At 70.9% G+C, this 7,532-nt stretch carries 9 protein-coding genes; 6 read left to right on the top strand and 3 right to left on the bottom strand.

The genetic code is table 11. From position 1 onward, the window contains the following. The first annotated feature begins 99 nt into the window (after nucleotides 1-99). From NBX02_RS11605 to NBX02_RS23115, 4 genes are all read left to right on the top strand, one after another. A complete protein-coding gene (locus tag NBX02_RS11605; RefSeq protein ID WP_250286569.1) occupies nucleotides 100-1,389 on the top strand; it encodes a zinc-binding dehydrogenase in 1,290 nt (429 codons plus the stop codon). A 159-nt stretch (nucleotides 1,390-1,548) separates the two neighbouring features. Next, a complete protein-coding gene (locus NBX02_RS11600; protein WP_445548380.1) occupies nucleotides 1,549-3,108 on the top strand; it encodes a lactate racemase domain-containing protein in 1,560 nt (519 codons plus the stop codon). Beyond that, a complete protein-coding gene (locus NBX02_RS11595) occupies nucleotides 3,105-4,229 on the top strand; it encodes a lysophospholipid acyltransferase family protein (RefSeq protein ID WP_250286573.1) in 1,125 nt (374 codons plus the stop codon). The genes NBX02_RS11600 and NBX02_RS11595 overlap by 4 nt, the downstream gene beginning before the upstream one ends. 168 nt (nucleotides 4,230-4,397) lie before the next feature. Then, nucleotides 4,398-4,847, top strand: coding sequence for a hypothetical protein (locus NBX02_RS23115; RefSeq protein ID WP_445548379.1), 450 nt, complete (start codon nucleotides 4,398-4,400; stop codon nucleotides 4,845-4,847). 17 nt (nucleotides 4,848-4,864) lie between these two features. Here NBX02_RS23115 and NBX02_RS11585 read toward each other — a convergent pair whose 3' ends face one another. The 3 genes from NBX02_RS11585 to NBX02_RS11575 form a co-directional block, all read right to left on the bottom strand. Beyond that, complete coding sequence (locus NBX02_RS11585) at nucleotides 4,865-5,140, bottom strand: type II toxin-antitoxin system RelE family toxin (RefSeq protein WP_250286575.1); 276 nt, start codon at nucleotides 5,138-5,140, stop codon at nucleotides 4,865-4,867. Next, a complete protein-coding gene (locus NBX02_RS11580; protein WP_047225061.1) occupies nucleotides 5,137-5,421 on the bottom strand; it encodes a type II toxin-antitoxin system Phd/YefM family antitoxin in 285 nt (94 codons plus the stop codon). Before NBX02_RS11580 ends, NBX02_RS11585 begins: the two co-directional genes overlap by 4 nt. Nucleotides 5,422-5,537: 116 nt before the next feature. Further along, entirely contained in the window at nucleotides 5,538-5,969 is a 432-nt protein-coding gene (locus tag NBX02_RS11575) for a hypothetical protein (protein ID WP_250286578.1), read from the bottom strand. 219 nt (nucleotides 5,970-6,188) lie between these two features. On the opposite strand from NBX02_RS11575, the gene NBX02_RS11570 reads away from it, so the two are divergent. Both NBX02_RS11570 and NBX02_RS11565 read left to right on the top strand, forming a co-directional pair. Then, the gene (locus NBX02_RS11570) at nucleotides 6,189-6,530 is read left to right on the top strand and encodes a BP74-related protein (protein WP_250291301.1); all 342 of its coding nucleotides are present in this window, start codon (nucleotides 6,189-6,191) and stop codon (nucleotides 6,528-6,530) included. A 288-nt stretch (nucleotides 6,531-6,818) separates the two neighbouring features. Then, a complete protein-coding gene (locus tag NBX02_RS11565) occupies nucleotides 6,819-7,412 on the top strand; it encodes a Uma2 family endonuclease (protein ID WP_250286581.1) in 594 nt (197 codons plus the stop codon). Nucleotides 7,413-7,532: the final 120 nt, after the last annotated feature.

Raw genomic sequence — 7,532 nt, 5'->3', positions numbered from 1 at the left:
GGCCTGGCGGGCCGGCGCCGGCGGCCCCGGCGGCGGGCTGGCGGGACGTTCGGGCGCCGGGGCGGACCGTGTCGTCACCGTCGACCCGGGGGGCCGGCGGTGAGCCGCGCGCTGGAGCTCTACCGCTCGCTGCCGCGTTACCTGACGACCCGGACGGTGTCGGGCCGGCTGCCGTCCCTGGCCGGTGCGGCGGCGACGACCACGGCGCCGCTGCGGCTGCGGGACCGGCCGGCGCCGTCGCGTCCCGGGCCGGACTGGGTGACGATCCGGCCGCGGCTGTCGGGGATCTGCGGGTCGGATCTGGCCACCGTCACCGGGCGGTCGTCGTTCTACTTCGCCTCCCTGGTGTCGATGCCGTTCGTGCCCGGGCACGAGATCGTGGCCGACACACAGACGGATATTACTTTGAGTGATGGGACGGAGCTGCCGGCGGGTTCCCGGGTGGTCGTCGACCCGGTGCTCGGCTGTGCCGCCCGGGGGCTGCCCGCGTGCGCCGGCTGCGCCGCCGGGCACACCAGCCGCTGTGACCGGGTGACCTCCGGGCATGTCTCCCCCGGCCTGCAGACCGGTTTCTGCGCGGACACCGGCGGCGGGTGGAGCGGGGCGCTGGTCGCGCACCGCTCGCAGCTGTACCCGGTGCCGGCGGGCCTGCCGGACGAGCGGGCGGTGCTGGTCGAGCCGCTGGCCTGCGCCGTGCACACCGCGTTGCGGGCCGCGCCCGCCGACGGCGACCGGGTGCTGGTCATCGGTGCGGGCGCGGTGGGGCTGTTCACCCTGCTGGCGCTGCGCGCCTTCACTCCGGCCGGCACGGTGACCGTGGTCGCCAAGCACCGCCGGCAGGTGGAGCTGGCCCGGCTCTTCGGCGCGGACGAGGTGCTGCCGCCGGCGTCCGCCGTCGGCGGGGTGCGCCGGGGCACCCGGGCGCTGCGGCTCGACCCGGAGGTCGGCCCGCCCTACCTGCTCGGCGGGGTGGACGTGGCGATCGACTGCGCGGGCAGCGCGTCGTCGCTGTCCACGGCGCTGCGCACCACCCGGGCGGGCGGGCGGGTGGTGCTGTCGGGAGTGCCCACCGGCTCGGTGGACCTGACCCCGCTGTGGTTCCGCGAGCTGGAGCTGGTCGGCGCCTACGCCTCGTCCGCCGGCGCGGCCGTACGGCCGGCCGCTCGTCCGGACGGCCGTCCGGACGGCCAGGTGAACGGGCAGGTGAGCGGGCAGCCCCGTCAGCGGGCGGACTTCGACCGGGCCCTCGAGCTCGCCGCGTCCGCGCCGCTGGACGGGATCGTGTCGGCCACCTATCCGCTGGACCGCTGGCGGGACGCGCTGGACCATGCGCTGTCCGCCGGCCGGCTGGGAGCGGTCAAGGTTGCCTTCGACCTGATGACGCCGTGACGGGACACGGAACGTGACAGGGCGTAGAAGAGGCGGACGGGGCCTGTTCGCAGGCACTATGGCGTCTGCTGAGACGCTTATTTCAGGACGCCGACGACAACCCAGTGTCGTTCGGCTGAAACCGCGCGTAAGGGGATCGCACAGGTGAGACCGGGGTTCGTGCTCGAAGTCGATGAGCGGACTCCTCCGCTGCTCGTCCACCAGGGTGAGGCGTTCGGGCTGGAACGCTTTCCGCTGGGTACCCGGGTGGTCTACCCGCCGGAGTCGCTGCCGGCGCTGGCAGACGTCGACGCGGCGATCAGCCGGGCGTTGGCCGAGCCGGAGAACAGCGAGCCGCTGCGGGCGCTGCTGCGGCCGGGGATGCGGCTGACGATCGCCTTCGACGACCTGTCGATCCCGCTGCCGCCGATGCGCCGGCCCGACATCCGCCAGCGGGTGATCGAGCAGGTGCTGACGCTCGCGGCCGAGGCCGGGGTCGATGACGTGGTGCTCATCGTGGCGAACGCCCTGCACCGCCGGATGACCGCCGCCGAGATCGAGCGGGCCGTCGGGGAGCGGGTGTTCCGCTCGTTCTGGCCGGACAGCCTCTACAACCACGACGCCGAGGACAGGGACAACCTGCTGCACGTCGGCCTGACCGAGAACGGCGAGGACGTCGAGATCAACCGGCGGGCCGCCGAGTCGGACCTGCTGGTCTACGTCAACGTCAACCTGGTGGCGATGGACGGCGGGCACAAGTCGGTGCCGATCGGGCTGGCCTCCTACAACAGCCTGCGCCACCATCACAACAGCCACACGATGGTGCACTCGCGGTCGTTCATGGACCACACCCGGTCGGCCATGCACTCCTCGGCGTGGCGGATGGGCCGGCTGCTCGCCGACCACCTGAAGATCTTCACGGTGGAGACGACGGTGAACAACGCCGCGTTCCCGGCCCGATACGGATTCCTCACCAGACGGGAGTGGGAGTGGTCCGTGCGCGACCAGGCGATGGCGTTCGGGCTGTCGCGGGGGCTGGCCGCCATGCCGACGCGGCCCCGCCGCCGGATCTTCCAGGACCTGGTCGCGGACTACGGGGTGACCGGGGTGCACGCCGGTGAGACCGAGGCCGTGCACGCGAAGACGCTGGCCAACGTGCACCGCCAGCAGCTTGTCGAGGTCGACGGGCAGAGCGACGTCCTCGTCGTCGGCCTGCCGTATCTCGGGCCGTACAACGTCAATTCGGTGATGAACCCGATTCTCGCGATGTGCCTGGGCCTGGGGTACTTCTTCAACATGTACCGGGGCCGGCCGCTGGTGCGCCGCGGCGGCGCGATGATCCTCTACCATCCGGTGACGCCGGAGTTCTCCCAGCTGCACCATCCGTCGTATGTGGACTTCTTCGAGGAGGTGCTCGCCGAGTCCACCGACCCGGCGACGATCGAGGCGACCTTCGAGAAGCAGTACGCCACCGACCCCTGGTACACCCACCTGTACCGGACGTCCCACGCCTATCACGGTGTGCACCCGTTCTACATGTGGTACTGGGGTGCGCACGCGCTGGACCATCTCGGGGATGTGGTGTGGGTCGGCGGTGACCGGGCGGCCTGCGCGCGGATGGGTTTCCGGGCCGCGTCCACGCTGGCCGACGCGCTTGAGATGATCTCGTCCACGGTGGGGCGCAACCCGTCCCTGACCTACCTGCACTCCCCGCCGTACGCCATCGCGGACGTGCGGTGACGGCGCCGGGCGGCCGGCAGCGCCCGGCCGGGATCGGGCTGCGTGAGATGGCCCGCGGCTGGCGGTGGGCGTCGCGCCCACCGGTGCCCGCCTCGGCGCGGCCGTACCAGCCGGCGCCGCGGGGCCGGGAGTTCCCCACCGCGTGGGCGCGCACACCCGCGATGCGGGCGGCCCGGGTCGCCGCGCTGGAGCTCGGGATGCGCCCCATGCTGGACGCGAACCTGTCCCTGTCGGTGGCCGGGCTGGACGCGCTCGAGGGGCTGCGCACGCCCGCGGTCTTCGTGTCGAACCATTCCAGCCATCTGGACGCGCCGCTGCTGCTGTGCGCGCTGCCGCGGGACATCCGGGACCACACGGCGGTGGCCGCCGCCGCCGACTACTTCTTCGACAGCTGGTGGCGGGGCCTGGGCACGGCCTTCCTGTTCGCGACCGTGCCGATCGAACGCCGCGGCGGGGCGCCGTCGAGCGCACCCGCCGACCTGCTCGCCGCCGGCTGGAATCTGGTCATTTTTCCGGAGGGGACCAGGACGAAGGACGGCCAGCTCGCCCGGTTCCGGTTCGGCGCGGCGCATCTGGCGATCACCTGCGGGGTGCCGGTGGTACCGGTGGGTATCCGCGGCGGTTTCGCCGCGATGCCGCGGGGCCGGGCGTGGACGGTCCCGGGCCGGCCCGGGGTGTCGGTGCGGTTCGGTCGGCCGCTGTATCCCGCCGACAGCGACCTGCGTTCCTTCACCGGCCGTATCTTCGCCGAGGTGTCCCGGCTGATCGACGAGGACGCTACGTCCTGGTGGGACTCGCTGCGCGCGGCGCGGGAGCGCCCGGCGGTACCGGCCCGGGCCGCGCGGGCCGCCCGGAAGGCACACTGGCGGCAGGTCTGGGAGGCCACCGAGCCGGTGGGAACCGCCGGTGTGGTGTCGCCGTGGCAGGCCGCGGCGCGGCGCGGATCCGCCGGCGTGACGGGCCGCTCAGGCTCCCAGGGGCTGACGGCTGCGACGGGCGCGGCGCGGGAGGCGCAACGGGAGTCGCGGGAGCCTGACGGCAGCGGGGGTGCCGGCGGTACCGACGTGGGTGGCGCTGGTGCCGCGGGCGACGCAACCGGTACGTCCACCCCCGTCGGATGATCCGTTCGCAATTGTCCCATCGAATGTGAGAAAGGTCACACGCTCCTGAAAATGTGGATAACGCTGTTCATGGCGCGGTGGGTATCCACCGCGCCGCTGGGGACCAGCTGTGGGTAACCGGGGGTCTGCCAGGCAGCCCTGATGTCAAGGGTTGATCCGGGGGGCCCCATGGCCGTTAGTGGATGCATGGACCTGCGCAACCGGCCCCGTCGCCCGCACCCGCAGCACCGCTGGCGGCGGGGTACCGACACCGTCGTCACCGGCGTCCCCGTCGCCGCTGTCCCTGTCGCCCGCGCACTGGAAGACCAGGCCCCCTTCGGGGAGGGAGACCCCGATCGCGTCGCCGCTGTCCCTGTCGCCCGCGCACCCCGCCCGTCGGCCCCTATCCCCGGGCCCGGGTCCCGGGCCGGGTCACCGCCGTCGTCCCCTCGGCCGCTGCCGCCGAGCGTGGCCCGGGTGGCCGACCGGACCCGCCTGTCCGCGGAACTGCTCGCCGCGCTCCTCGACGTCCAGGAACGCACCCGCGCGTCGCTGGACGACATCGAACTCGCCGACGCCCTCGCCGACCGCCTGCTCGCCCGCCGCCGCGACCGCCTCCGTCTCGCCGTCTCCCCCTGACCGGCGGCGGGGCATGTCTATCCTCGCGGCCGGTAGACGTCGGCGCGGTGCTCAATGGCGACGATGTCGACGTGGTGGTCGTCGGTGTTGATCCGATAAACAATGCGGTAGTCGCCGCGTCGCGCGCTGTACAGACCGGCGAGTTGAAGCTGGAGCGGCTTACCCACACGGTGCGGGTTGGCCGCCAGTGATCCGTACAGGAACTCGACGACGGCGGTGGCGACCTTCTCGGGCAGACGGCGCAGGGCACGCCGCGCGGGCGCGGTGAAGGCGATCTCGTAGGGGGCGCTCACCGGCCGGTCGCGAGGCGGAGCGCGTCCTCCTTGCTCAGGACGGTCGCCCCCGCGTCCTCGAGATCGTCGAGGGCTTCCCGGATGTCGGCCATCAGACGGGTGCTGGCCATGACGTCAAGGGTTTCCTCCAGTGACTCCAGGTCGTCGACACTGATGACGATCGCGGCAGGCCTGCCATGCCTGGTGATCACAACACGGCCGTGCTCACGTTCGACGCTGTCCACCACCTCCGAGAGCCTGTTCTTCACCTCTGCCAGCGGCATCTGTTCCACGATCGACATGGCTAGAAGTATAGCTAATTTCACCGCCGTCCGCCGAGGGCTCCGGCGGACGGCGGTGGGGCGCACGCCGGCCGGGAAGGGTGTGCGCCTCGCCGTGGTCGTCGGGTGGGGCGGGATCAGTCCGGGAGACGGTCCAGGAGCCAGGTGGACAGTTCCGCTGTGATGGCCGTGTGGCCGGTGTTGGTGGTGGAGCAGACGAAGTCGTCCAGTTCGCTGTCATCCGGCGGAAGATCGTTGATGTTCGTGTACAGATTGGCCTGCCGGTCGAGGTCACGGACGGCGACCGCGCTGACCGAGGGGACGAAGCAGACCGTGGGATGGCGCAGCTCCACCCGGCCGCCGTTCTCCTCCAGCGCGTGGGCGAGGATCCGATAGGAGTCGAGCGTGCCGCCGGGCGCGCCGTCGAGCTCCGGGAACCCGTCGGTGGTGATCGTCCTGCTGGATCTCGTTGTTGTCGCTGTCGTAGTGCCGCCAGAGCATCTGGCGCGCGGCCGTGCTGTTCCGATCCGTCGATGAATCCGGTCGCACCGGCCACGGTGGCACAACACATCGCAATTTTCCACCGCCGCTGGAGAATGGCGTGCCCAGAGCTCGGCTGATTGGTCGCCTGGGCCGTCCGAGCACGAGACAGCCCGATCTCACGGTACCTGTGGGAGTGTTGACGGACGCGCGTCGCGACCGCCAACATCGGCTCGGCCGACCGGCCGGGCAGCGCCGTGACGGGCCATTCGGTTTATTCATGCCGTCAGGACGAACAGGAGTTTTTCATGGCCTATTTCGCGTTCACGGAGAGCCCGGGTCAGGAGTTCGTCTTCGAGCTCACGGACCCCGAAAAGATCACCCATGCCCGCAACATCATTTCCGGCACGGAGAAGGAGAAGGTGCACGTCGTAGGGAGGATCAGGAAGCAGCCGAAGCCCTACAACCCGAAGTACAGCTTCCATCTCGATCCGGACACCATATGGTTCTTCGACATGGCGATCGAGGTATGTGACGCCAACATGGACTATGTCGAGGAGCACCTGGACGAGGCCGGTGGGGCGTTCCTCCCCGGGGCCCACTGGTGTCCGTGGGACTCACGGGTGACCCGTGAGGTCACGGCGTCCTGAACGCCGTCCCGTACGCCTGCCTGCCCCGGGCGCGTCGCCGTCGCGCGGCGCCCCGGGGCAGGCACGGCGCCGCCATGATCGGCGAACGCCCCCGATACACCCGTCCCGCCCGGCGAGGCGCGTGCGCTCCCTGCCTCGTGTCATGACTGGTGTCATAACTGACGGTGTTTCATAACTGACAGTTGGGATTACCTGTGGACAACAACAGGTTATCCACAGATCGTTGTACGGTCTGGTGCGGAGGGTGTGTGGCGATCAGTCTGGCGTTGTGACTGAGAGGAGCTCATCATGGTGGTCATGGCGGTCGCCTACGAGGATCTTCCGATCCGGGACGACGGGTTCACCGTCGACGATCTGGAGGAGATGCCCGACGACGGTCGGCGCTACGAGCTGGTGGACGGAGTGCTCCTGGTGAGCCCGGCGCCCCGCTGGGAACATCAGCGCGCCTGCCTGAACCTCGCGATCATCCTTGAGGCAGCCAACCGCGAGGCGGTCAACCGCGAAGACCCGGCGGACCTGGTCGTGTTCGGGCCGACGCCGGATGTGCGCAAGGGGCGGCACACCAGCGTCCAGCCGGACGTGTGCGTGGTCCGCCATGACGACCTCGTGCGCGGCGAACGCTACCTGGCTGTCCCGGTGCTGGTCGTCGAGGTTCTCTCCCCCAGCAGCCTGGGCATCGACCGGCTGCTCAAACGCGACGTCTACGCCCGTCTCGGCGTCCCCCACTACTGGATCGTCGACGCCGACAGCCCCTCGATCACCACCCTCGCGCTCACCGGGGCCGAGTACTTCGAGGTCGGCGCAGTCCACGGTGACGAGGTCCTGACGGTCACCGCGCCGTTCCCGCTGACCATCTCCCCTTCCCAGCTTCTCCGTACCTGAAGCACATCCGTGGTGATGCCCGGGCGCGTGTTTCGGCCTGTGCCATCGGATCGCGCTCTCCCCGGGTCCGTGCACGGACCCGGGGAGAGCGCGCGTGACGTGGCTGGCGGGTCCTTACCC

The sequence above is a fragment of the Protofrankia sp. CiP1_Cm_nod1 genome, assembly GCF_920888515.1.
Classification (GTDB): domain Bacteria; phylum Actinomycetota; class Actinomycetes; order Frankiales; family Frankiaceae; genus Protofrankia.
This window is presented reverse-complemented; position numbering and strand designations above follow the sequence as displayed.